Origin of the sequence: Tsukamurella pseudospumae (genome assembly GCF_001575195.1) — a bacterium.
Classification (GTDB): domain Bacteria; phylum Actinomycetota; class Actinomycetes; order Mycobacteriales; family Mycobacteriaceae; genus Tsukamurella; species Tsukamurella pseudospumae.
Genome location: NZ_LSRF01000001.1, coordinates 116,506 through 139,407, shown reverse-complemented (window position 1 = coordinate 139,407; position 22,902 = coordinate 116,506). Strand labels below are relative to the sequence as shown.

Genomic DNA, 22,902 nt, shown 5'->3' with positions numbered 1-22,902 from the left:
TGCGGCAGTACGCAACACCCTCGACCCGCCGCTGTTCGAACAACACCTCCGCTACCGCACGATCCTCGCCTCGCGCATCAGCGAGCCCCTGAGGAACCAAATCCTCAGGGAGTTCACGCAATGCGTCCGGTAGGGCCATGAGTCCATGATACGCCTACGTGTTCGATAGTGCTACTAATCCGAACGTCATCTGCGGACGGTCAGCCGATCAACGCCGGGTGGTTCCGGTCGGAGACAGTGTGTCGGAGATCAGCTTCGCGAAGCAGTGATCGTTGTCGAGATTCTGGGAACGGCACCAGGCGAGCGCCGCGTCCGGTCCGGAGAAGGGCCCCGCCTTCGTGACGACCCACATGTCCGGCCGGCCTTCGGGGCGGTCGAAGACGGGCCAGTCCGGAGCGAACAGGAGCCGGACGGTACCGTGCTGGCGCTCGAGATCGGTGACGTGCGTGAGGATGGACGCCGCGGTCCAGGTGACACCCTCCGCGTACAGGCCGACCCACTTCGTGGACAGCTGCGCGACCCACTGGTTGTTCTCCGATGCGAGCACGAGGGGCTTGTCGGTCGCGGCGCGGGTCTGCAGTGCGACCAGCGGGTCCGCAGGGGTCGTCGTGGGCGGGGTCGTCTGCGCGCCGGTCGGAATGTCCGACGGGACCGTGGCGGTAGCAGTGACCCGAACAGTGGAGGCGGCGGGTGTGGTCTTGCGGTCGGTCAGGGCGACATAGCCCAGCACCGCGGTGGCGCCCACGAGGATCGCCGCGACCACCGCGAGGATCGGCACCATGCGATTCCGCGCGGGCGGCTGCTGCTGGTACGCGGGAGCGGCCGGGTACGACGGCGCCTGCGGGTACGAAGCCTGGGGGTACGACGCCTGCGGATAGGACTGTGCCTGCGGGTACGAGAGCTGTGGCTGCGCCGAGGGATACGACGGCGCGACCGGATACGACGGCGGCGGCACCGGCTGTGAGATCACCGTGGGATCCGACGTCGCCGGGACGGGGCGGATCAGTGTCCTGTCGTCATCCTGGCCGGGCAGCGGTACATCGACGCTGCGGCCGGCGAGCGCCTGCCGCGCGGCGGCGGCGAGCTCTCCGCACGTTGCGAAGCGCTCGACCGGCTCCTTCGCCATGCCCCGCGCGATGACGGTGTCCATCGCGGCGGGCACCGGCACCTCGGCGCTGGGGCGGGGGATCGGTGAGGTGAGGTGCTGCTTGAGCATCGCGCCCAGCGACTCGCCACGGTACGGCGCGTGGCCCGTGAGGGTCTCGAACAGCACACACGCCAGTGAGTACACGTCGCTCGCGACGGTGGCGGAGTCACCGTCGAACCGCTCCGGCGCCGCGTAGGCCTGCGATCCGACGAACAGCCCCGCCGAGGTCATCCGGGACTGCGTATCCGTCACCGCGAGGCCGAAGTCGAGGAGGTACGGGAACCCGGCTTCGGTGAGCTCGATGTTGGCGGGCTTCACATCCCGGTGCACGAGCCCCTTGGCGTGCGCGGCGTCCAGCGCGCCCGCCACCTGCTCGACGACGGTGACCGCGCGCTCGGGAGGCAGCGGACCGTCGCGCAGGACCTCCGCGAGATTGCGGCCCTCGACCAGGCGCATGTCGATGAACAGCACCCCGTCGATCTCGCCGAAGTCGTGGATGGGGATGACGTGCGGGTCCGCGAGGCGCGCCACCGTCTGCGATTCGCGGGTGAACCGCTCCCGGAACTGCGGATCCTCCGCCGCGGACGTGTGCAGGAGCTTGAGTGCCACCTCGCGATCGCGCCGCTCGTCATGCGCGAGGTAGACCTCACCCATGCCTCCGCGGCCCAGCAGCCTGCCGATCGCATACGGGCCCAGCGTGGTGCCGGTGCGTGTTCCCTCGCCGCTCATGATGCCCCTCCGGTCGGCCGATTCGCTGATCGTAGCGGCAGGCACTGACACGGGTGAGACGTCACCAGTACCGCGTCGATCCTTCCGGGCTCGCGGTGCTCGAGACCAGTTTCGCGAAGCAATGATCGCGGTCGAATCCGTTGCTGCGGCACCACTGGTTCGCCTCGTCGGGCCCGGGGAAGGTCGCGGCCGCGACGCTCACCCACCAGCCCTTGTAGCTGAAGACCGGCCACTCGTCGGAGTAGAGCAGGCGCACGTCCGCGAACCGCAGGCGCAGGGCCAGGAACTCGTCGAGGATGGCCTTCTCGTCCCACGTGCGGCCGTCGGCCACCAACCCGACCCGCTTGCTCGAGAGCTGCGCGACCCAGCGGTTGTTGAGGCTCCCCAGGATGAACGCCTTGTCGCTGTCGGCCTGGATGCGCAGCGCACTCAGCCCCGACATCGGGTTCAGGCCCGTCTGCGGCCCGGGGCCCGACGCAGCGATCGGGCCGTCCGACGGTGCCGGGACCTTCGCCTTGCCCGACCCGTCGGGCTGCACGCAGTCGACGAGGTAGCTGTGGCCGCCGCTGCCGCTCGCACCCGATCCACCGCTCGACGGTGCGGGGAGCGTGTCCGGGGTGCGGAAGAACTGGCCCTGCTTGAACAGCAGGTCGACGGTGGTGCCGGACTTCTTCTCCTCGGAACCGTTGCCGGGCTTGGGGACGCCGACGGGGTTCGCGGCGAAGTCGAACGTGCCGGTCGCGATGAGGCCGGTGGAGTCCGAGATCGTCACGGACGTGCCCGACGAGGTCAGCGCGTCGCCGCCAGGGCAGGTGGCGGTGATCTTCATGGTGACCACCAGGCCGCCGGACTCGGTGCGGAACTTCTGCGGTGTGAACACCGGCTTGCTGCCGCAGCGGGTGTAGTACGAGTCGTCACTCGAGTTCTTGCCGGCGGTGCCGGACTTCGCGCCGGGTGCGCCGGCCGCGCCGCCGGTGGCCTTGTAGCCGACGATGCGGTCCTTGCCGACGACGACGAAAGTGTCGCCCAGTGCGAGGAGTGCGCCGACGGTGCCATCCGCGCCGACGGGCGAGGGGATGGACCACGCCTGCGCGCCGGTGTCGGTATCGATCGCGACGAGGTTCGTGCCGCTCGGGTAGATCAGGTATCGGCCGTCGGTAAGGGCGGTGGTGCCACCGTTCGATCCCACTCGGCCCACGGTCGAGTTGTTCGTCCACATCCTCTCTCCGGTCGACGTGTTGACCCCGATGTAGCCGGACCCGGTCTCCAGCACCGTGATTCGTGAGCTCACGAGGGGAGCGGCGACTGTCCGATTGTTCGTCGAGGCCGATACGGACGCCTTCCATCGCGCCTCGCCCGCGCCGTCACGAAGTACGCCGTCGATGACGATCGCCTGTTCGAGCCCGCGAGACACCACGGTGGGCGCGCCGATGGTGCCGGTCCCCGCGCGTGTCACGGAACCGTCGGGCCGGATGACGGTATCGGGCGCGAGGACCCCCGGTTCGGAGTTCGCGACGACCATGCCGCCGTCGGGCAGGATCTGTGGCAATGAACCGGTGTAGCTGTACAGCAGCTTGCCGTTCTGTGCCGACGCGACGTACACGCCGCCGCCGTGGTTGAAGGCGACCAGCGACGGCGTCGCGAGCGCCCCGCTGAAGTCTCCGCCCGGGCCGTCCGGACCGGACACGGGCTGTGACCACTCGACCTCGCTCGGGCCGATCCGCATGACCGACGCCGACGAGATGCGGAAGGCCGCCTCGCCGTTGTACGCGACCATGCCGAACTGCCGGTCGGTCGCCGAGACGCCCGCATTCACGGACCGGCTCGCGAGGTCGACGAGGAAGATTCGTGAGTCGTCGGACTGGCTCGTTCGGCACGCCGTGCGGCCCGCGACCACTTGGTCGGCGCAGGCCAAGGAGTGATCGGGAACCCAGGTGGAACCCGACGCGTCGACGCTCAGGACGGTGGTTCGGCCTCCCACCTCCGCGCCGGTTAGGACGAACTTTCCGTCGGTAGAGCCGCCCGGCGATCCGTACTGGGCACTGGTGAAGTTGGTGGTGAAGAATTTCGAGGCACCGACATCGGACGGGTGGACGGTCCATGCCGGCGACGGGGCCGTCGGGAACTCCGACGTGAGCTGTCCCGGGACCGGGCCGGAGGCATCGTCGGCCTTGCGGGAGGTGAACCACCAGATCCCGCCGGCCACGAGGAGCAGCACGCACACGACCGACACCCCGGCGAGGATCCAGGTGAGGGCGGACCGTCGGGCACGTGCGGGCGGAGGGGGAGGCACCTGGCCGTACCCGTACTGCGGGTCCTGCTGCGGGCCGTACGGGAACGGTTGTCCTCCGGGCGAAGTCATGTCTCCACCCGATCAAGAAAACGGCGCCCGGGCAATCATCCGATCGGATGACAGCCCGGGCGCCGCCCGGAGGGTTCGCGCCGCGGGTCAGAGCGTGCGGGCGATGATCTCCTTCATGATCTCGTTGGTGCCGGCGTAGATCATCTGCACGCGGTTGTCGGCCCAGAATCGCGCGACCGGGTACTCGGCCATGTAGCCGTAGCCGCCGAAGAGCTGCAGGCACTCGGAGGCGACGTTCTGCGCACGGTCCGAGGTCCACCACTTCGCCATGGCGACGGTGGGGATGTCGAGCTCGCCCTTGACGTGCTTCTCGATGCAGTCGTCGACGAAGACGCGCGCGATCGTGGTCTCGGTGATCGCCTCGGCGAGCTTGAACTTGGTGTTCTGGAAGCCGAAGATGGGGCGGCCGAAGGCCTCTCGCTCCTTGGTGTAACGCAGGGTCTCCTCGAAGATGACCTCCATGCCGGCCACGCAGGCCTGGCCGATGATGAGGCGCTCCTGCGGCAGCTGCTGCATGAGCTGGTAGAAGCCCTGGCCCTCCTGGGTGCCCAGGAGGTTGGCGGCGGGCACGTGGACGTCGTCGAAGAACAGCTCCGAGGTGTCCTGGCCCTTCTGGCCGATCTTGTTGAGGATCTTGCCGCGGCGGAAGCCCTCGCGGTCCGCCTCGACGAGCACCAGCGAGATGCCGGACGCGCCCTGGTCGGGATCGGTCTTGCACACGAGGACGATGACATCGGCCTGCTGGCCGTTGGTGATGAAGGTCTTGGATCCGTTGATCACGTACTCGTCGCCGGTCTTGATGGCGCGGGTCTTGACGTTCTGCAGGTCCGAGCCGGTGCCGGGCTCCGTCATCGCGATGGCGCCGACGGCCTCGCCGGAGGCCATCTTCGGCAGCCAGTGCTGCTTCTGCTCCTCGGTGCCGTACGCGAGGATGTAGTGCGCGACGATGCCGTTGTGCAGCGAGACGCCCCAGCTGGTGTCGAAGGCCTGCGCCTGGGCGGCGATCAGCACCGACTCGTGGCGGAAGTCGCCGCCACCGCCGCCGTACTCCTCCGGGATCGAGAGGCAGAGAAGGCCGAGCTCGCCGGCCTTGTTCCACAGGTCGCGGTCGACGTGGTGCTGCTCGGCGAAGCGCTCGATGTTCGGCGTGAGCTCCTTGGCGAGGAACTTGTCCGCGAGGTCACGGAGAGCGTCGAGCTCGTCGTTCATCCAGCTCGGGCGACGGCGTGCGGCCATGGGATGACCACCTTTCTGCAGGGGAGTCTGCGGGCTTGTTGAGCACCACTTAATCAGAACCGCGCCGACGAAAACAAGCACGCCTGAATGATTAGCCGATAATGTGCTGGTCAGCGCGGGACACCGGCGTGGCTCGACGGTGCGCTCCTATCATCGTGACGTGCAGAACCTCGCGTGGGTGGGCGGCGTGTTCCGCCGGGCGTCCCGCCGCGAACTGCGGGCGCTTCGGCGCATCGGCGTCGGCCTGGTCTTCAACCTCGTGCTGGCGTTCGCGTGGCTGCTCGTCGACCCGTTGGAGTACACCGAGCGCACCGAGATCCCTGTCATCATCGTGTACTTCGTGACCTTCGTGCTCGCCGATTCGGTCACCACCAACATGCTCGGAGACCAGGCCGCGGTGCGGTCCGGGCGGTCGACGGGGATCGCTGCGAGCCTCGGGATCGTCCTGGCGCGGAACGTGTCCCTCCTTCTGGCACTCGGCGTGCCGCTCGTCGCGGCGACGGTGACCCTGGTCGCGCTGACGGGGCACGGCGCCGCGATGCCCGTCGCGGTCTCGTCCGTGCTGATGCAGGTCTTCGTGTGGCTGGGGATCTGCTCGATCCTGGCCGCGCTGTTCCCCGTGAGTCCGGCGAGCCCGCTCGTGTGGTGGCGTGACCGCCGGGACCTGCGGGTGACGGCGTGGCGCGTCCTCGCCGCGCTCGTGCCCTACGCACTGCTCTGGGTGCTCGTGCCGGCGGAGGGGCGCCGGCGGCGGCTCCCCGGCATGGGCGCGGTGCATCGCAGGACGACCGGTGCGCAGCCGCTGGATCACGTACATCAGGCCGTCACCGCGGTCCTCGCGGGGCTACTGCTGTGGGGTGTGTGCATCGGGGTCGGAGCGGTGGTCGTACGGATTCGGAACTGGCGACCGCGTGCCTGAGTCGTCTACCTGCGGAAACGGAAAGTCGGAACCGAACGCCGAGCCCGTGCGTCTAATTGATGCGGAGGAAAAACCAACGAGATCGGGGGAACGAGTTGGACACGACACCGCAGGTCTGGTCGGACGCCGCACGGGCGGACGAGGCGTACGAGCAGGCACACGAGGTCCGTGAGCGATTGGCCCGAATATCGGGCAGCGGGACGGCCGCACGGGGGGATGTGCGGGTCACCGTCGGAATGGGGGGACGGCTCACGGGGGTGGTGATCGCAGGACGCGCGATGGAGTTCTCGGGGGAGGCTCTGAGTGCGGAGATCATGACGGCGGCCTCCCTGGCCGAGCAGGCCGCGGCCAGGGAGGTCCACTCGATCACGACGCACTACTACCCGGATCACGAGCTCTGGAACCAGTACACGGGGGCATCATGGCCGACTTCGAGCTGACGGCGGAGACCGTCGACGCCCATGTTCGGGCGCTCGGCGAGATCGGTGCGACGGTCGACAAGGCCGGCGCCGCAGGCGCGCGACGGGTGGGCACGATGGATTACGGCGCGATGTTCTACCCGCTCGTCGGGCTGATGAACGTCGCGCTCGAGAAGGTCGGGCAGGCGGTCACCCGGCACAGCGGCGAGCTGAGCACGCACCGCGCCGACTTCCAGCGCACGGCCACAGTGCTGGTCGACGCCGATGACTCCGGCGCAGAGGGGATCCCGCAATGACGGGCCTGGTGGACGGTGTGCCGCTCGCCGAGGCGGTGCGGGACGCGGCGGAAGCGGTGGAAGAGGACGGATACCTCAGCGTCGGCGCCGGATTCGCCGCCTACGGCGTGTGGTCCGCGGCGAAGGACGTCGTGGACGACCCGCTCGGGTCGATCTTCGCCGCCGGCTTCGGTTGGGCGATCGAGCACAATCCGATCCTCCGCACTGCTCTCGATGCGGTCTCGGGCGCCCCGGACGCGATCGAGTCCGTCACCGACGCGTGGAAGGACGAGGTCGCGACACCGCTCGCGACGGTCGCGCAGTCCGTTGCGAACGCTGGGGAATCGACGTCGGCCGGTTGGTCCGGAGACGCGGGAGACGCCTACCGTTCCGCCACCACCGAGCTCGCCGGGCACAGTGAGGCTTTGGGCACTGCGGCCCGCGCGGCGGCGACGGGATTGTCGGCCGCGGGCACACTCGTGGTCGAGGTCCGCACCTACATCCGCGACGAGCTCTCGACCTTCCTCGGCTGGCTGACCGCGGGTTACGCGATCGCCGCGGCATCAGCCACGCCCACCGGGGGCGGTTCGGTGGCGACGTTCATCAACACCGCGACCCTCCGCGGTGCCGCACTCGGCCAGAAGTTCGCGGGCGTGTTGCGCAGGCTCGCCGACAAGCTGGAGCGCTTCACCGACCGGCTCGGCGCCCTGGGCAAGGCCGCGGACGCACTGCGCAGGGCGGCGGTGAAGGTCGATGATTCGGCGGCGCGCGTCATCGGCCGGACCACCCCCGAGGTCGTCAGCGGGCGGATCTCCGGCGAACTCGTCTCGCGCTGGTCGAACGCGGCGCCGTCCCTGCCCACTGCAGGCGACGTCGCGAAGGACGGCGGCACCGTCGTTGCGAAGGCGGTGGGCGATGCCTGGAAGACGTGGTCCGGCACCGCGCCCGCGTGAGTCGATAGGGCAGGATGGCGGCGTGAGCACAGCACAAGCGCGGGACCTGCTGATCCTCGACGTGCCGGAGGAGTCGCGGGCCGCCCACGCCCGCCTCCTCGCCGCGGATACGGGGGAGCGGTACACCGCGGGCGGCATCGACATCGCCGTGGGGACACCCGCCTGGGCGGGCGGCACCGGACTCCTGGTCGCCGCGGACGATCCGGCCGATTTGGCTCGGCTCGTCGACCGGCGCGGCCTCGCCGTCCCCGAGGTCGCCGACGGATTCGCCGGTGCGGTCGATGGACTCGTCCTCGGCATCGCGGGCCCGACGGTGCCCTCCCCGCCGCCCGGCGCGGACATCACCGGCGTCGATCACGTGGTCGTGACCTCGCCGAACCGCGACCGGATCATCGCGACGCTGTGCGGACGGCTCGACTTCGACCTGCGCCTGGACCGGGTGCAGTCCTGGGGCGTGCACCAGCTGTTCCTGCGTCGCGGCGATCTGCTCGTCGAGGTGCTCCTGCAGGAGGGCGACGGCGTGGATCCGACGGCCCCCGACGGGATCTGGGGCGTCGCGTGGCGCACCGTCGACGCCGACGCGACGCGCGCCCGCCTGACGGGCCTGGGCATCACCGTGAGCGAGGTGCGACGGGGCGCCAAGCCCGGCACCCGCGTCGCGACCGTGAAGGACCCCGTGCTGGGGATCCCGACGATCGTCCTCGAGCAGACCTAGCGCTCGGGACGCTCAGCCGAGCCGGGAGGCGGCGGCACCGTCGAGGTACCAGACCGTCTGCTCCGCGCCGTGCGCGCCGGCGCAGGGCCAGTCCTCGGGCGAGGCGCCGCCGACGCCCTCGGCGACGGCCTCCGCCTTGTCCGTACCGGAGACGAGGAACCACACGCGCCGGGCGGCGCCCACCGCGGGCAGCGTCAGGGTCAGCCGCCGCGGGGGCGGCTTGGGGGAGTCGCGCACGGACACCACCGTCGCGTCCTGCTCCCGGACCGCGTCCGTGTGCGGGAACAGCGAGTTGATGTGCCCCTCGCCGCCCATGCCGAGCAGGTGCACGTCGAAGCGCGGGACCAGCCCGCCCCCGACGGCGACGCCGTTCCCGCGCTCGGCGGCGTTGTCCGCCAACCGCTTCGCGTACACGCGCGCCGCCAGCTCGCCGTCGCCGCTGAACTCGTCGGCCGCGGGGAAGGTGTAGACGCGCTCGCTCGGAACGGGGACGTGGTCGAGCAGCGCGTCCTGGGCCTGCAGCGCGTTGCGGTCGGGGTCGTCGCCGGCGACGAACCGCTCGTCGCCGAAGAAGACGTCCACTCGGGACCAGTCGATGACCTTCCCGCGCAGCGCTGCTGAGAGGGCATTGCCGTTCGTGCCGCCGGTCAACACGATCGACACGAAGCCGCGCTCGGCCTGCGCCTGTTCGATCACCGCGACGAGATCGTCCGCGGCGGCCGCGACGAGGGCGGCGGCATCGTCGAAGGTTCGGACGGTGGGCTCGGTCATGCGGGCATCTCCGATCGATCCACGTCGGACACGCCGCCCAACGCTGAGAAGTAGACCTCGTCGTCGTCGAGGCGGCGGAGTTCCTCCGCCAGGCAGTCCGCGACACCCCGTCGACGGATCGCGACGCGGCCGTCCGGCTGTCCGGGACGCACCAGCACCGCCGTGGAGTTCTGGTCGAACTCCAGCGTCAATGCGCCGCCGGCGCGGTCGAGCCGCACCTCGAAACTCCCGGAACGCCGCACGACCGGCACGTCGAGCTGGGCGCGCAGCCACCCCGCGAGGAGGTCGATGACCGCACTGTCCTCGGGCCCGGTGACCACCGCGGACGTGATCGCCTCGAACGGCGGCTGGTCCAGCGCGGACGCCAGCAGGGCCCGCCACGGGGTGATGCGCGACCACGCCAGATCCGAGTCGCCGGGGGTGAAACCCGTACGCCGCAGCGCGAGCGTCGCGACCGGATCGTGCGAGGCGATGGAATCGGTGATCCGCCGCGTGGCGAGGCGCCCGACCTTGTCTGCGGACGGCACCGGGGGAGCGATACCCGGCCACCAGGCGACCACGGGGGTGTCCGGCAGTAGGAACGGAACCACCACGGAGGCACCGTGATCGGCCAGTTCGCCGTAGAGTCGCAGCACCACGACCTCCGACGCGCCGGCGTCGCCGCCCACCCGGATCTGGGCGTCCAGCCGCGTCGCCTCCGAGCGGGAGCCGCGGGCCAGCACGATGACGCGGCAGGGGTGCTCGCGCGAGGCGGCGTTCGTGGCCTCGATCGAGCTCTCGGTGGGCTCCCCCTCGTCGGCGGAGATGATGAGCGTGAGCACGCGGCCCAGGGTGACGGCGCCGCCGGTCTCGCGGAGGCGGACCAGCTGCTTCGAGACCTCCTGCGTGGAGGTGTCCGGGAGATCGAGAATCATGGGCGGCGCCAGGTCCTTCCGGTGCGAGCCAGCATGGCGTCGGCGGAGTCCGGGCCCCAGGTTCCGGACTCGTACTCCTCCGGCTTCCCGCCGGCCTCCCACCTCTGCAGCACGGGGTCGAGGATCTTCCAGGACAGCTCGACCTCGGCGTTCACGGGGAACAGTGACGGCTCGCCGAGCAGGACGTCGAGGATCAGGCGTTCGTACGCCTCGGGCGAGCTGACCGTGAAGGCCTCGCCGTAGCTGAAGTCCATGTTGACATCGCGGACCTCCATGGAGCTGCCCGGGACCTTCGACCCGAACCGGAGCGTGACGCCCTCGTCGGGCTGCACCCGGATGACGAGGGCGTTCTGACCCAGCTCCCCGGTCATCGTGTCGTCGAAGGGCAGGTGCGGCGCGCGCTTGAACATCAGCGCGATCTCCGTGACGCGGCGCCCCAGTCGTTTGCCGGTGCGCAGGTAGAAGGGCACGCCCGCCCACCGTCGGGACGCGATCTCGACGGTGATCGCGGCGAAGGTCTCCGTCGTGGAGGTGTGGCTGAAGCCCTCCTCCTGGAGCAGGCCGACGACCTTCTCGCTGCCCTGCCACCCGGGTCCGTACTGACCCCGCGCGGAGGTCTCGTCGAGTGGCTCGACGGGCGAGGCCGCGGAGAGCACCTTGATCTTCTCCGCTTGCAGCTCCGCCGGGTGGAAACTGGTGGGCTCCTCCATGGCGATGAGGGCCATAAGCTGCAGCAGGTGGTTCTGGATCACGTCGCGGGCGGCGCCGATGCCGTCGTAGTAGCCCGCGCGCCCACCCAGCCCGATGTCCTCGGCCATCGTGATCTGCACGCTGTCCACGTAGTGGCTGTTCCACGTCGGCTCGAACAACTGATTGGCGAAGCGCAGCGCCAGGATGTTCTGGACCGTCTCCTTGCCCAGGTAGTGGTCGATGCGGAACACCGACTGCTCCGGGAAGACGCCGCTCAACACGGCGTTGAGCTTCTTCGCCGACTCGAGATCGTGCCCGAAGGGCTTCTCGATCACCACGCGCCGCCAGCCGTCCCGCTGGTCGGCGAGGCCCGACCGCTCGAGCTGCTCGCACACCGTCGGGAAGGCGTCCGGCGGCACCGACAGGTAGAACGCCGTGTTGCCGCCCGTACCGCGGGTCCGATCGAGCGTGGTCAAGGTCTGCGACAGCCGGTCGAAGGCGTCGTCGTCGTGGAACTCGCCCTGGACGAACCGGATCCCCTCGGCCAGCCTGTCCCACACATCGTCGCGGAACTCCGTGCGCGAGTGCTTCTTCGCGGCCTCCCGGAAGGTGGCCGCGAAGTCCTCGTCGGACCACGGGCGCCGTCCGAAGCCCACGAGCGAGAAGCCGGGCGGCAGGAGGCCGCGGTTGGCCAGGTCGTACACCGCGGGCATGAGCTTGCGCCGCGACAGGTCGCCGGTGACGCCGAAGATCACCAGTGCCGAAGGCCCCGCGATCCGCGGGAGCCGGCGGTCCTTAGGATCGCGGAGGGGGTTCGTCCGGGTCACGCGGCTCCTCCGGAAGTGACGGGCGGCGTCGCCGCGTGACGACGGTTCGTCCAGCTCACGCGGCGCCTCCTAGGCGTTCGCTCGGAGGGACTCCGCCGTCGCGTCCAACAGCTGCTGCCAGGCCTGCTCGAACTTCTCGACGCCCTCGCGCTCGAGGAGGTCGAACACGTCGGCCAGGTCCAGGCCTGCACCCTGCAGGTCGGCGAACACCTGCGCGGAGTCCTCCGCGCGCCCCAGGATGGTGCCGTCGACGACCTCGCCGTGATCGGCGAACGCCTTCATCGTGGCGCCGGGCATCGTGTTGACGGTGTTCGGGGCGATCAGCCCCGCCACGTACAGCGTGTCCGGGTAGGCCGGGTTCTTGACGCCCGTGGACGCCCACAGCGGTCGCTGCACGTTCGCGCCGTCGATCGCGGCGAAGCGAGCGCCGCCGAAGACCTCCTCGTACGCGGCGTACGCGAGGCGCGCGTTCGCGAGGCCGGCCTTGCCGCGCAGCGCGAGCGCCGCATCGGTGCCGATGGCGTCCAGCCGCTTGTCGATCTCGGTGTCGACCCGGGAGACGAAGAAGGACGCCACGGAGTAGATCGACCCCACGTCCTTGCCGGCCTTCGCGGCGGCCTCGAGGCCGTCGAGGTACGCGTCCATGACCTGACGGTGCCGCTCCACCGAGAAGATCAGCGTCACGTTCACCGAGATCCCCTCGGCGATCACCCGGGCGATCGCGGGGAGCCCGGCCAGGGTGGCGGGGATCTTGATCAGCACGTTCGGACGGTCGACGATGCGGTGCAGATCGATCGCCTGGGCGACGGTGCCTTCGGTGTCGTGGGCCAGGCGCGGGTCGACCTCGATCGAGACGCGGCCGTCGACCCCGCCCGTCGTCTCGAAGACGGGGGCGAGCACGTCGCACGCCGCGCGCACGTCGTCGGTGGTGACGGTGCGGATGGTCTCGTCGACATCGGCCTTGCGGGCCGCGAGCTCGGCGACCTGGGCCGCGTACTCGGCGCTGCCCTTCGACAGTGCGGCCTGGAAGATCGCGGGGTTCGTGGTGACACCGGTGACCGAGTCGGTCTCGGTGAGCGCCTTGAGGTCGCCGGACTGGATGAGGCTGCGCGAGAGGTCGTCGAGCCAGACGGAGACGCCCGCCTCGTACAGCGCGGCCAGGTTCGGGTTCTGAGCCATGGTGTGGTTATCCCTTCGTGTTGGCGATGGACTGCTCGGCCTTCTGGGCCACGGTCTCGCCGGTGAATCCGTACTTCGCGAACAGGACCTTGTCGGAGGCGGACTCGCCGAAGTGCTCGAGCGAGACGATCTCGCCGAAGCCGCCGACGATGGGCCACCACGGCATCGCGATGCCGGCCTCCACCGAGACGCGCGCCTTGACCGCGGGCGGCAGCACGCTGTCCTGGTATTCGCGGTCCTGGGCGTGGAACCACTCGATCGACGGCATCGACACCACGCGGGCGTCGATCCCCTTGGCCGCCAGCAGTGCGGCGGCCTCCACCGCCAGCTGCACCTCGGAGCCCGTGCCGATCAGGATGACGTCGGGGGAGGCACCGTCGGCCTCCTGCAGGACGTACCCGCCGCGCGCGACGCCCTCCGCGGAGGTGCCCGCCAGGATCGGCACGCCCTGCCGGGTGAGGATCAGGCCCGTGGGGCCCTCCCCGTTGCGCCGCTCCAGCGTGGCCTTCCATGCGGCGACGGTCTCGTTGGCGTCCGCGGGGCGGACGACGTTGACGCCCGGGATGGCGCGCAGCGCGGCGAGGTGCTCGACCGGCTGGTGCGTGGGGCCGTCCTCGCCGAGGCCGATCGAGTCGTGCGTCCACACGTAGATCGGATCGATGTCCATGAGGGCCGCGAGCCGGACCGCCGGGCGCATGTAGTCCGCGAACTGCAGGAAGGTGCCGCCGTAGGGGCGGGTCTTGCCGTGCAGCACGATGCCGTTGAGGATCGAGCCCATCGCGTGCTCACGGATGCCGAAGTGCAGCGTGCGGCCGTAGGGCTGTGCGTTCCAGTCCTCCGTGGAGATCGAGCGCGGGCCGAAGGAGTCGGCGCCCTTGATGGTGGTGTTGTTGGAGCCGGCGAGGTCGGCCGAGCCGCCCCACAGCTCCGGCAGGGTCTGCCCGGCCGCGGCGAGGAAGGCGCCGGACGCGGCGCGCGTCGCGATGCCCTTGTCCTCGACCGACCAGGTCGGCAGCTCGGCGTCCCAGCCCTCGGGCAGGGCGCCGGCCTCGAGCCGGTCGAGCAGCGCCTTGCGCTCGGGGTTCGCGGCGGCCCACGCGTCGAACCGCGCGCGCCAGGCCTCATGCTCGGCCTGGCCCCGCTTGACCAGCTCCCGCGAGTGCGCGATGACCTCGGGGGCCACGTCGAAGCTCTTCGCCGGGTCGAAGCCCAGGATCTCCTTGACCGCGGCCACCTCGTCGGCGCCGAGCGCCGATCCGTGCACGCCGCCCGTGTTCATCTTGTTCGGGGCGGGGAAGCCGATGATCGTGCGCAGGATGATGATCGACGGCCTGTCGGTGACCGCCTTGGCGGCCGCGACGGCCTCCTCGATCGCGGTGACGTTCTCGCCGCCCTCGACGTACTGCACGTGCCAGCCGTACGCCTCGTAGCGCTTCGCGACGTCCTCGGACAGCGCGATGTCGGTGTTGTGCTCGATGGAGATCTTGTTGTCGTCGTAGAACAGGATCAGGTTGCCGAGCTGCTGCGTCCCGGCCAGCGACGAGGCCTCGGAGGTGACGCCCTCCTCGATGTCGCCGTCGGAGGCGATGACGTAGACGAAGTGGTCGAACGGGCTGGTGCCCGCGGCGGCGTCCGGGTCGAACAGGCCGCGCTCGTAGCGCGAGGCCATCGACATGCCCACGGCGGAGGCCAGGCCCTGGCCCAGGGGCCCGGTGGTGATCTCGACGCCCTTGGTGTGGCGGTACTCGGGGTGTCCCGGGGTCAGCGAGCCTTCGGTGCGCAGCGCCTCGATGTCGCTGAGCTCGAGCCCGAAGCCGCCCAGGTACAGCTGCAGGTAGAGGGTCAGGCTCGAGTGCCCGCAGGACAGCACGAACCGGTCCCGGCCGATCCAATGGGTGTCCGACGGATCGTGGACCATCACCTTCTGGAACAGGGTGTAGGCCAGGGGCGCGAGGCTCATCGCGGTGCCGGGGTGGCCGTTGCCGACCTTCTGCACCGCGTCGGCCGCGAGCACCCGGGCGGTGTCCACCGCGCGTGTGTCCAGTTCGGTCCAGTCGTCGGGGTGATGCGGCGTGGTCAGTGCTTGGATCTCGGCGGTGCTGGTCACGGCGGAAGGACTCTCCTGGTCGTACGGGGATGCGGGCTCAAGTGTGAACCCTACTCGGCGCTCGTGCACGGTCTACGTGAACTGCCGGGTAGCGGGCCGCCGAATCGGAGGGGGCGAACCCGATTCGGCCCAGCGGTGACGGAGGACTACCATGGCTCGTAGTAGATGGGTCTGCGCCGGTCGCGGGCCCGCGGGGGACATACGTCCTCCCGCGCGCAGTCGGTCAGCCCCGAGTGCGAGATCGTCAGAGTCCGGCTCGGCCCGGACCCGTCGGAAGAGAGTGCGGCAGAAGATGGTTTTCAAGGGCGGGCACGGGACGAACACCCCCAGCGCTCGCTCGGCGGCCGCACCGGCACCGTCGTCCTTCGCGGGCCGCGCGGGGCAGACCGTCCTGGCCTACATCGCGCTGACGAAGCCCAAGGTCATCGAGCTGCTGCTGGTCGCGACGATCCCCGTCATGCTGCTGGCGGATCGCGGTCACGTGAACCTGCCGCTCATCCTGTCGACCCTGTTCGGCGGATGGCTGGGCGCGGCCTCGGCGAACACGCTGAACATGGTCGCGGACGCCGATATCGACCAGAAGATGAAGCGCACCGAGCGTCGTCCGCTCGCGCGCCACGCGGTCCCGGTCCGGCACGCGTTGATCTTCGGCCTGGTGCTGGCCGCGGCGTCGTTCGTCTGGTTGTCCCTGATGGCCAACCTGCTCTCCGCCGTGCTGGTGCTGGTCACGATCGCGTTCTACCTGTTCGTGTACACGATGCTGCTCAAGCGTCGCACCTCGCAGAACGTCGTGTGGGGCGGCGCCGCGGGCTGCATGCCGACGCTCGTGGGCTGGTCCGCGGCCACCGGCACCATCGCCTGGCCCGCCATCGTGCTGTTCCTCGTGATCTTCTTCTGGACGCCGCCGCACACCTGGGCACTGGCCATGCGTTACCGCGAGGACTACAAGGCCGCGGGTGTGCCGATGCTCCCCGTCGTGGCGCCGGAGACCGTCGTCGCGCGCCAGATGGTCTGGTACACCTGGGCCACCGTGATCACCACGCTCGTGCTGATCCCCGCGGCGGGCCTGGTCTACGCGATCGCGGCCGTCCTCTGCGGCGGCTGGTTCCTCTACGCGGTGCACAAGCTGTACTCCCAGACCAAGGCCGGCCAGGAGATCAAGCCGCTCAAGGTGTTCCTGCAGTCGAACAACTACCTAGCCGTGTTGTTCTGCGCCCTGTCGGTCGACTCGATCCTCAACTACAGCACCGTCTGGCAGCTGCTCGGACTCTGACCCGTGGCCGCCGATCGTGATCTCTGGACGCTGATCTTCGCCGAGCGCGCCGCGCTGGCCGACGATGTCGCGGACCTCACCGACGAGCAGTGGGCGACCCCGTCGCTGTGCTCGGGCCTGACGGTGCGCGAGGTCCTGGCCCACATGACCGCCGGCGCGTCCGACAACCCGGTCGTCTGGTTCGCGGGGGTGCTGCGGAACCGCTTCGATTTCGACGCCAACGTCGCGCAGCGGCTCGCGAAGCGACTGGGGACCGATCCGGCGGACACGCTGCGACGGTTCCGGGGCGTGCGCACCAGCCGGACCAAGGCCCCGATTCCCGTGGTCGCGATGCTGGGGGAGGCCGTGGTCCACGCCGAGGACATCCGTCGGCCGCTGGGGTTGCGCCGGGAGTACCCGATCGAGGTGCTGCACCGGCTCGCGCACTTCTACGCCGGGTCGGACCTGATGCTGCCCTCCGCGACCCGGGCGCGCGGCCTGCGGTTACGCGCGACCGACGGTGACTTCACGGTCGGTTCCGGGCCCGCGGTCGCGGGAACGACGCTCGCGCTCGTCATGGCCCTGACCGGGCGGGACGACTACCTTCCCGAGCTCGACGGTCCGGGGCTGGCGGAGTTCGCCGCGCGCCGGGGTTGAGCCTCGTCAGTTGATGTGCAGCGCGGCGTCGACCGTCGCGCGGACACGACGGTGCACCTCGTCCGGCGATGTCGCGTCGAACTTGCCGTCCAGGTGCAGGAACGCCAGGCCGTGGACCAGGGCCCACACGGCGGTCGCAGTGTCCTCGCCGTCGGCGTCCGGCAGGGTCTTCCGGATCAGGCCGGTCAGGTAGGCCTTGATCATGTCGACGGCCTCGACCCGGTCCGGATCCGTGCCGCAGGGCTCGGCGAACATCGCGCGGAACAGGCCGGTCCGGCCGAGCGCGAAGTCGACGTAGGCGATCGCGATCGCCGCCAGGTCCTCGGGGCCGGACGGATCCGGGCACGCGGCGTTGAGCGCGACCGCGAGCTCCCGGTAACCGACCGCGGCGACGGCCGAGATCAGCGCGCCGCGATCGGGGAAGTGGCGGTAGGGCGCCGCGGTGGACACACCGGCGCGGCGGGCGACGGCGCGCAGCGACAGGTCGTTGGCGCCGCCCTCCTCGTCGAGGATCTCGACGGCGGCGTTGACCAGGGTGCCGGGCAGGTCGCCGTGGTGATAGGTCGTGGTCATGGGTTCCACTCTACAACACTGTGTTGACACCGCTTACATATCCTTCTAGCGTCGGCTCCGCCCGCTTCATGTGAGCGCCGTTCACATGCACTCCGGAAGGCCCGTCATGACCGACCTGTTCGCCCCGCTCACCCTCCGCTCCGGCGCCGTCCTGCCCAACCGCATCGCCAAGGCGGCGATGGAGGAGGGCATCGCGGGCGTCGAGCAGGCGCCCGACGGGCGCACCGTCGAGCTGTACCGGCGGTGGGGTGCGGGCGGTACCGGCCTGCTGCTGACGGGCAATGTGATGGTCCACGCCGAGGCGCTCACCGGACCCGGCGCGATCGTCCTCGACGCCCGCTCGCCGCTGCGCCCGTTCCGCGAGTGGGCGTCCGCGGCCAAGGAGAACGGCGCGAGCATCTGGATGCAGATCAGCCATCCGGGCCGCCAGATCCAGGTCGACATGCCCGGCGTGACCTGGGGCCCGTCGGAGAAGGCCGTCGACCTCGGCAGCGCGCTCTCGAAGCGGTTCGGCACGCCTACCGCCATGACCGACGCGCAGATCCGTGCGACGATCACGCGCTTCGCCACCACGGCGCGCCGCGCGGAGGAGGCCGGGTTCGACGGTGTCGAGGTGCACGCCGCGCACGGCTACCTGCTCTCGCAGTTCCTCTCGCCGCTGGTCAACACCCGCACCGACGAGTGGGGCGGCGGATCGCTCGAGAACCGCGCCCGGATGCTGGTCGAGACGGTGCGCGCGATCCGCGCCGAGGTGTCCCCGGTGTTCGCCGTCGCGGTCAAGCTCAACTCCGCGGACTTCCAGCGCGGCGGCTTCGATCCCGACGACGCCCGGGCCGTCATCGCGATGCTCGCGCCGCTCGGCGTCGACCTGGTGGAGGTCTCGGGCGGCAGCTACGAGAGCCCCGCGATGACGGGCCGGGCGGCCGGCGCACCGTCGGGCATCCCGGCCGCGGACGGCCGCCCCGGCGACGCCCGCACCGCCGCGCGCGAGGCCTACTTCCTGGAGCTCGCCGCGGACCTGGCGGCGACCAGTGCGATCCCGCTCATGGTCACCGGCGGGATCACCCGCCGGGAGACGGCCGAGGCCGCGCTGGCCGAGCACGTCGCCGTCGTCGGGATCGGCACCGCGCTGTCCGTCACGCCGGACCTGCCCGCCCGCTGGCGGGTGGACCAGGGCGCCGTCGCGGCCCTGCGGCCCGTGACCTGGAAGAACAAGCCCCTCGCGTCCATGGCGTCGATGGCGCAGGTCCGCTACCAACTGCGTCGTACGGCCGCCGGGAAGGACCCGCGGCCCGGCATCCGGCCCGCCGCGGCGCTCGTGCGCGACCTGATCGTCGTGCGCGGTGCCCTGCGCCGGTACCGCCGGTGGCTCGCGGACCGCCCGTCCGACGGTGCCGCGCTCGCGCCCGCCGAGGGACGCGCGCAGGCCTCAGGGAAGTAGCGCCACCGAGCCCGTCGTGCGGCGCTCCTGCAGGTCGATGTGGGCCTGCGCGGCGTCGGCCAGCGGATAGGTCGCGCCGACGGTGAACCGCAGCGACCCGTCGCGCAGGCCGTCGAGCACCGCGCCGCTGCGCCGGGCGAAGTCCTCCGGCGTGGCGACGTGGTGGGCCAGCGTGGGCCGCTGCACGAATAGCGAGCCGAGCGGGTTGAGCCGCTGCAGGTCGAACGGGGGGACCGGGCCGGACGCCGCGCCGAAAAGCACGACGATGCCCTTGTGTCGCGTGGACAGCAGCGAGGCCTCGAAGGTGTCCTTGCCGACCCCGTCGTAGACCGCGGCGACGCCCGCGCCGTCGGTGAGCTCCCGGACGCGGGCCGGGACGTCCTCGTCGTAGCGCAGCACCTGCCACGCGCCGGCCTCGCGGGAGAGGGCCTCCTTGGCGTCCGTCGAGACCGTCGTGATGACGCGGGCGCCGAGCGCCGTCGCCATCTGGGTGACCAGCAGGCCCGTGCCGCCCGCGCCGGCGTGCACGAGCACGGTGTCGCCCGCCTGCACGGGGTGCGAGTCGTGGGTGAGGTAGTGCGCGGTCATGCCCTGCAGCAGGACGGACGCCGCGACGGCGGGCGGGACACCGTCGGGCACCGGGACGGTGCGGTCGGCCGGGACGTTCACGAGCTCCGCGTACGAGCCCGGGCCGTCGCACCAGGCGACCACGTCGCCGACGGCGCGCTCCGTGACGCCCTCGCCCAGCGCGACGACGGTGCCCGACCCCTCGCTGCCCGGGATGTACGGCAGGGCAGTGGGATACATGCCCTCGCGGAAGTAGGTGTCGATGAAGTTCACCCCGATCGCGGAGGTCCGCACCAGGACCTGACCGGGCCCGGGCGCCGGATCGGGGGCATCGCCGTAGGTCAGGACATCCGGGCCGCCGTGTTCGGTCACAGTGATCGCGCGCATGACTCATCTCTACCGCACGCGGTGTGGCAGGGTCGACGTCGGCTGCAGAATCAGGCCGCGCCCATCCCGCCTACCGAGGAGTACCTCGCTTGCGTTCTCTGGTGTACTACGTCGCCGTCTCGCTGGACGGCCGGATCGCCGGCCCCGAGGGCCAGTACGACTTCTACCCCGTCGACGAGGAGTACTCGCGGCAGATGAACGAGGAGTGGGGCGACGGGCTGCCCACCGGCCTGCACGAGGCCCTGGGTATCACCCCGCCGCGCACGAAGTGGGACACCGTCGTCATGGGCACGACCACGTACCGGATCGGGTCCGATGTGGGCGTGACGGACCCGTACGCGCACCTGCGCACGATCGTCTACTCGCGGTCGCTGGACCCCGCGGATTTCCCGGCCGTCGAGGTGGTGGCGGAGGACCCGGTCGAGCACATGCGCGCGCTCAAGCAGGAGGAGGGCGGCGACATCTGGCTGTGCGGCGGGGGAACGCTCGCGGCGGCACTCGCGCCGGAGGTCGACAGGCTGGCGCTGAAGATCTACCCGGTGACCGCAGGGGACGGGGTGCCGCTGTTCGCGGGCGGCTTCGCGCCGCAGCAGTGGAAGCTGGTCTCGCACCGCGCCTTCGACATCGGCGTGATCCTGGCGCAGTACGAGCGCGCCTGATCGGCGGGCCGGGTGGCCGCCGGGCCTAGCGGCTGTGCGCCCGGTAGCCGGCCATCCGCTCGTGGTGGCCGGGCTCCGTGGTGGCCTTGCTGACCAGCTCGCGGTCCCACTCGGAGGTGTCGAGGCCGGCCTTCTCGGCCGCGTCCTTCGCCTGCGCCGGGTTCGCGACGATCTGGTCGCCCATGACCCCGTCGCCGCCGACGAGGGTGATGCGCACGCCCTCCTCGCCCATGTTCTGCAGCACGGCGGTGGCACCGCAGTGCTTGGCGGCGAAGCCCTTCAGGCGGGAGACGACGTTGCCGGGTGCCTGATCACTCATGCGGCCAGCTTATCGGTCGTGCGGTCCGATCCGCGCACCACCCGCGCCGACATCAGCCGGTACAGGATCGCTGCTTCGGCGATCACCGACATCGCGCCCGCGACATGCAGCACGACCAGCAGTGCGGGGACGCCCGTGAAGTACTGGACCACGCCGATCAGCGACTGCGCGGCGACCACGACGAACACGATTTTCACCCGGCGCCGCACGGCCTCACTCGAGGGGCCGCGGGCGATGAGCACCGCCGCCCAGATCAGCAGGCCGACGTAGAGCGCCACCAGCAGGCCGTGCGTGAGCGAGAGCAGCGGGATCGAGACGTCGAGGCGGTCGATGGCCTTCGGGTTGGTGCGGTCGCCGGCGTGCGGGCCCGCGGCGGTGACGATCATGCCGGCGGTGAGCACGAGCGCCATCACGACGGCGGAACCGGCGACGAGGCGCCGGGCCCCGGCGGGCGCGGTCTCGATCTCGGCGCCGTCATCGGGTTCGGCGACCTTGGCGTACAGCGTGGCGGCGAGCCAGACCATCGCGCAGGAGACGAGCATGTGGGCGCCGACGACCCACCAGCGCAGGCCGGTGAGCACGGTGATACCGCCGAGGATGCCCTGCGCGAACGTGGACAGGGGCATGATCCACGCGTAGATCAGGATCTCCCGGCGCCGCCGGGCGCGGGTGACGGCGAGCACGATCGCGATCGACGTGGTCACCACGATCCACACCGCGATCTGCCGGTTCCCGAACTCGATCGCCTGATGCCACCACGGGACCTCGTCCTGCGGGATCGGCACGAGCGAGTCGTCGAAGCACTTGGGCCAGGTGGGGCACCCCAGGCCCGAACCGGTCACCCGCACCACCGAGCCGGTGACGGCGATGAGCGCCTGGGAGAGCAGCGCGGCGAGCGCGAACCGCTGCTGCGCCTTCGTGCTGGGGAGCGGCAGGCGATCGACGAGGCGCAGGAAGAGCTGGTACACGCCGATCATCGTACGTGGGCCGTCACGAGCTACTACATCCTGTAGTGGGTTAGCCGGTGAAGCGGAACAGGCGCACGGCCGCCGCGGAGCCCACCGCGCCCCACGCCAGGAGCACCGCCATCCCGAACCAGTCGACGGTGCCGGCGTCCGCGGCGCGGGTCAGGGCCTCGGTCAGCGCGCCCGACGGTGCCAGCCTCGCGATCAGCACGACAGCGTCGGGGACGTGCGCGTGCATCACGACGAGCGAGCCGATCGCGCCCAGCACGAACCACAGCAGGTTCGCCAGCGCGAGCACGATCTCCGCCTTGAGCGTGCCACCGAGCAGCAGCCCGAGCGAGGCGAACGCGAACACGCCCAGTGCGAGGATCGGTGCCCACAGCAGCAGGCCGAGGGGGTCCGGGCGCCAGTCGAGCGCGAGGCCGATCCCGCCGATGATCACCGCCTGCAGGATCACCACGAGGACCACCGCCAGGGTCTTGCCCGCGATGACGCCCCAGCGGGGCAGCGGCGTCGCGCCGAGCCGCTTGAGCGCGCCGTACCGCCGGTCGAAGCCGACGGCGATCGCCTGCCCGGTGAACGCGGTCGACATCACCGCGACGGCCATGATCGCCGGGACCAGGGAGCCGATCCGGGTCGCCTCGTCGCCGATCGGCAGCACCGTGAATCCGATGAGCAGCGCGATCGGGATGAACATGGTCAGCAGCAGCTGCTCGCCGTTGCGGAGCAGGAGCGTGAGCTCCATCCGGGTCTGCGCCGCGAGCATCGCCGCGGGGCGGGCGGCCTCGGGGTTGGGCAGGAAGGTGCCGCGGGCGAAGCGGGGCTCGGTTCGGGTCACG

General features: G+C 70.8%; 22 protein-coding genes. 9 read left to right on the top strand and 13 right to left on the bottom strand.

The features are described 5' to 3' along the window. Window positions 1-208 precede the first annotated feature (208 nt). The 3 genes from AXK60_RS00670 to AXK60_RS00660 all read right to left on the bottom strand — a co-directional run bounded on the left by AXK60_RS00670 (window position 209) and on the right by AXK60_RS00660 (window position 5,474). Window positions 209-1,876 (bottom strand): serine/threonine protein kinase, encoded by a 1,668-nt coding sequence (locus AXK60_RS00670; protein WP_068569074.1) that lies wholly within the window; start codon window positions 1,874-1,876, stop codon window positions 209-211. Window positions 1,877-1,937: 61 nt separating this feature from the next. Next, complete coding sequence (locus tag AXK60_RS00665) at window positions 1,938-4,238, bottom strand: outer membrane protein assembly factor BamB family protein (RefSeq protein ID WP_082777716.1); 2,301 nt, start codon at window positions 4,236-4,238, stop codon at window positions 1,938-1,940. 87 nt (window positions 4,239-4,325) lie between these two features. Then, window positions 4,326-5,474 carry an acyl-CoA dehydrogenase family protein gene (locus AXK60_RS00660; RefSeq protein WP_068569072.1) on the bottom strand — a complete coding sequence of 383 codons (1,149 nt, stop codon included), beginning with the start codon at window positions 5,472-5,474 and terminating at the stop codon, window positions 4,326-4,328. Between the two features lie 160 nt (window positions 5,475-5,634). Between AXK60_RS00660 and AXK60_RS00655 the strand changes: the two genes are divergently transcribed. The 5 genes from AXK60_RS00655 (at window position 5,635) to AXK60_RS00635 (ending at window position 8,755) form a co-directional block, all read left to right on the top strand. Beyond that, window positions 5,635-6,393, top strand: a complete 759-nt coding sequence (locus AXK60_RS00655) for a hypothetical protein (protein WP_139057677.1) — start codon at window positions 5,635-5,637, stop codon at window positions 6,391-6,393. 95 nt (window positions 6,394-6,488) lie between these two features. After that, window positions 6,489-6,833 carry a YbaB/EbfC family nucleoid-associated protein gene (locus tag AXK60_RS00650; RefSeq protein ID WP_068569070.1) on the top strand — a complete coding sequence of 115 codons (345 nt, stop codon included), beginning with the start codon at window positions 6,489-6,491 and terminating at the stop codon, window positions 6,831-6,833. Beyond that, entirely contained in the window at window positions 6,815-7,108 is a 294-nt protein-coding gene (locus tag AXK60_RS00645; protein ID WP_068569069.1) for a hypothetical protein, read from the top strand. Before AXK60_RS00650 ends, AXK60_RS00645 begins: the two co-directional genes overlap by 19 nt. Then, window positions 7,105-8,040, top strand: coding sequence for a WXG100-like domain-containing protein (locus tag AXK60_RS00640; protein WP_068569068.1), 936 nt, complete (start codon window positions 7,105-7,107; stop codon window positions 8,038-8,040). Before AXK60_RS00645 ends, AXK60_RS00640 begins: the two co-directional genes overlap by 4 nt. A 22-nt stretch (window positions 8,041-8,062) precedes the next feature. After that, entirely contained in the window at window positions 8,063-8,755 is a 693-nt protein-coding gene (locus tag AXK60_RS00635; protein WP_068569067.1) for a VOC family protein, read from the top strand. Between the two features lie 12 nt (window positions 8,756-8,767). On the opposite strand, the gene pgl is transcribed toward AXK60_RS00635, so the two are convergent. The 5 genes from pgl to tkt all read right to left on the bottom strand — a co-directional run bounded on the left by pgl (window position 8,768) and on the right by tkt (window position 15,243). Then, window positions 8,768-9,526 carry a 6-phosphogluconolactonase gene (gene pgl, locus AXK60_RS00630; protein ID WP_068569066.1) on the bottom strand — a complete coding sequence of 253 codons (759 nt, stop codon included), beginning with the start codon at window positions 9,524-9,526 and terminating at the stop codon, window positions 8,768-8,770. Further along, on the bottom strand, window positions 9,523-10,440 hold the full coding sequence (locus AXK60_RS00625) for a glucose-6-phosphate dehydrogenase assembly protein OpcA (protein WP_068569065.1): 918 nt from the start codon (window positions 10,438-10,440) through the stop codon (window positions 9,523-9,525). Before AXK60_RS00625 ends, pgl begins: the two co-directional genes overlap by 4 nt. Continuing rightward, the gene (gene zwf / locus AXK60_RS00620; RefSeq protein WP_068569064.1) at window positions 10,437-11,957 is read right to left on the bottom strand and encodes a glucose-6-phosphate dehydrogenase; all 1,521 of its coding nucleotides are present in this window, start codon (window positions 11,955-11,957) and stop codon (window positions 10,437-10,439) included. The genes AXK60_RS00625 and zwf overlap by 4 nt, the downstream gene beginning before the upstream one ends. 69 nt (window positions 11,958-12,026) lie before the next feature. Next, window positions 12,027-13,136 (bottom strand): transaldolase, encoded by a 1,110-nt coding sequence (gene tal, locus AXK60_RS00615; RefSeq protein WP_068569063.1) that lies wholly within the window; start codon window positions 13,134-13,136, stop codon window positions 12,027-12,029. Window positions 13,137-13,143: 7 nt separating this feature from the next. Beyond that, entirely contained in the window at window positions 13,144-15,243 is a 2,100-nt protein-coding gene (gene tkt, locus AXK60_RS00610; protein ID WP_068569062.1) for a transketolase, read from the bottom strand. A 292-nt stretch (window positions 15,244-15,535) separates the two neighbouring features. Here tkt and AXK60_RS00605 point away from each other — a divergent pair, with 292 nt between their 5' ends. Next, window positions 15,536-16,516, top strand: a complete 981-nt coding sequence (locus AXK60_RS00605; protein ID WP_068569868.1) for a heme o synthase — start codon at window positions 15,536-15,538, stop codon at window positions 16,514-16,516. A 3-nt stretch (window positions 16,517-16,519) separates the two neighbouring features. Continuing rightward, complete coding sequence (locus AXK60_RS00600) at window positions 16,520-17,152, top strand: maleylpyruvate isomerase family mycothiol-dependent enzyme (protein ID WP_068569061.1); 633 nt, start codon at window positions 16,520-16,522, stop codon at window positions 17,150-17,152. Window positions 17,153-17,158: 6 nt separating this feature from the next. Here the strand turns inward: AXK60_RS00600 and AXK60_RS00595 are convergent, their stop codons facing one another. Beyond that, on the bottom strand, window positions 17,159-17,725 hold the full coding sequence (locus tag AXK60_RS00595; RefSeq protein WP_068569060.1) for a TetR/AcrR family transcriptional regulator: 567 nt from the start codon (window positions 17,723-17,725) through the stop codon (window positions 17,159-17,161). Between the two features lie 106 nt (window positions 17,726-17,831). Between AXK60_RS00595 and AXK60_RS00590 the strand changes: the two genes are divergently transcribed. Beyond that, window positions 17,832-19,166, top strand: a complete 1,335-nt coding sequence (locus tag AXK60_RS00590; protein ID WP_068569059.1) for an NADH:flavin oxidoreductase/NADH oxidase family protein — start codon at window positions 17,832-17,834, stop codon at window positions 19,164-19,166. On the opposite strand, the gene AXK60_RS00585 is transcribed toward AXK60_RS00590, so the two are convergent. Beyond that, on the bottom strand, window positions 19,155-20,120 hold the full coding sequence (locus tag AXK60_RS00585; RefSeq protein WP_068569058.1) for a quinone oxidoreductase family protein: 966 nt from the start codon (window positions 20,118-20,120) through the stop codon (window positions 19,155-19,157). The two genes, AXK60_RS00590 and AXK60_RS00585, sit on opposite strands and share 12 nt — an antisense overlap. Before the next feature lie 89 nt (window positions 20,121-20,209). On the opposite strand from AXK60_RS00585, the gene AXK60_RS00580 reads away from it, so the two are divergent. Beyond that, a complete protein-coding gene (locus AXK60_RS00580; protein WP_068569057.1) occupies window positions 20,210-20,779 on the top strand; it encodes a dihydrofolate reductase family protein in 570 nt (189 codons plus the stop codon). Between the two features lie 25 nt (window positions 20,780-20,804). On the opposite strand, the gene AXK60_RS00575 is transcribed toward AXK60_RS00580, so the two are convergent. Genes AXK60_RS00575 through AXK60_RS00565 form a run of 3 tightly spaced genes read right to left on the bottom strand, consistent with a single transcriptional unit; the run spans window position 20,805 to window position 22,901 of the window. After that, a complete protein-coding gene (locus tag AXK60_RS00575; RefSeq protein ID WP_068569056.1) occupies window positions 20,805-21,098 on the bottom strand; it encodes a hypothetical protein in 294 nt (97 codons plus the stop codon). Next, a complete protein-coding gene (locus AXK60_RS00570) occupies window positions 21,095-22,075 on the bottom strand; it encodes a COX15/CtaA family protein (RefSeq protein ID WP_068569055.1) in 981 nt (326 codons plus the stop codon). The genes AXK60_RS00575 and AXK60_RS00570 overlap by 4 nt, the downstream gene beginning before the upstream one ends. Window positions 22,076-22,115: 40 nt before the next feature. After that, complete coding sequence (locus tag AXK60_RS00565; RefSeq protein WP_068569054.1) at window positions 22,116-22,901, bottom strand: ABC transporter permease; 786 nt, start codon at window positions 22,899-22,901, stop codon at window positions 22,116-22,118. Window position 22,902 lies beyond the last annotated feature (1 nt).